The sequence below is a fragment of the Pseudomonas sp. P5_A2_2 genome, assembly GCF_054177685.1.
Genome location: NZ_JBGCUL010001242.1, coordinates 1 through 1163 on the forward strand (window position 1 = coordinate 1; position 1163 = coordinate 1163).

1 protein-coding gene and 1 pseudogene are annotated in these 1163 nt (G+C 56.9%); both read left to right on the plus strand.

The annotated features are described in order from the left end of the window. Positions 1-47 precede the first annotated feature (47 nt). Entirely contained in the window at positions 48-611 is a 564-nt protein-coding gene (gene ahpC, locus ACXRVY_RS30470; RefSeq protein ID WP_007975937.1) for an alkyl hydroperoxide reductase subunit C, read from the plus strand. A gap of 127 nt (positions 612-738) precedes the next feature. Then, positions 739-1163 (plus strand): annotated as a pseudogene (locus ACXRVY_RS30475) (alkyl hydroperoxide reductase subunit F); the annotation flags it as partial.

Below are 1163 nucleotides of genomic sequence, written 5' to 3' on the forward strand. Positions count from 1 at the left end.
GTAAAGTTCTCTCCATCAACTTCTTAACCCATGACGGAGAGTCAACGATGCCTATCATCAACAGCCAAGTTAAACCGTTCAAAGCTGACGCATTCAAAAATGGCGACTTCGTAAAAGTCTCGGACGCCGACCTGAAAGGCAAGTGGTCTGTGGTGTTCTTCTACCCGGCCGACTTCACTTTCGTCTGCCCGACCGAACTGGAAGACCTGGCCGACAACTACGACGCGTTCCAGAAGCTGGGCGTCGAGATCTACAGCGTTTCCACCGACACCCACTTTGCCCACGCTGCCTGGCACAACACTTCGCCAGCCATCGGCAAGATCCAGTACACCATGATCGGTGACCCGACCCACGCCATCTCCCGCAACTTCGACGTGCTGATCGAAGAAGCCGGTCTGGCTGACCGTGGCACCTTCGTGATCAACCCGGAAGGCCAGATCAAGATCGTTGAACTGAACGACGGCGGTGTAGGTCGTGACGCTTCCGAGCTGCTGCGCAAAATCAAGGCTGCCCAGTACGTCGCTGCTCACCCAGGCCAGGTTTGCCCGGCCAAGTGGAAAGAAGGCGAGGCCACTCTGGCGCCGTCCCTGGACCTGGTCGGCAAGATCTAAGTCTGTGACGCGCTTCATCAGGGCGCACTTGCGCACCTTCTAAGCAAGCTGCACCGCCCAATAAAAACGCCCGGGCAAGATTCGCTCGGGCGTTTTTTTGTCTCAAGAATTCAAGGAAATCGCCCGTATGTTGGACACCAATCTTAAAGCCCAGTTGAAATCGTACCTGGAACGGGTCACCCAGCCGATCGAGATCGTTGCTTCCCTCGACGACGGTGCGAAATCCCGGGAAATGCTCGAACTGTTGAAAGACGTTGCCAGTCTTTCCACCCGGATTACCTTGCTCGACAACGGCGATGATGCACGCAAGCCGTCGTTCTCGATCAATCGCCCGGGAGCCGATATCAGCCTGCGTTTCGCCGGCATCCCGATGGGCCACGAATTCACGTCCTTGGTGCTGGCCTTGCTGCAAGTCGGCGGTCACCCTTCGAAGGCCAGTGCCGAAGTGATCGAACAGATCCGCTCGCTCGAAGGTGAGTTCAACTTCGAGACTTACTTCTCGCTGTCCTGCCAGAACTGCCCGGACGTGGTCCAGGCGCTGAACCTGATGGC

Excerpts from the sequence above, each read along its gene's own strand:
- ahpC (WP_007975937.1), top strand. The coding sequence starts at position 48 with ATGCCTATCATCAACAGCCAAGTTAAACCGTTCAAAGCTGACGCATTC.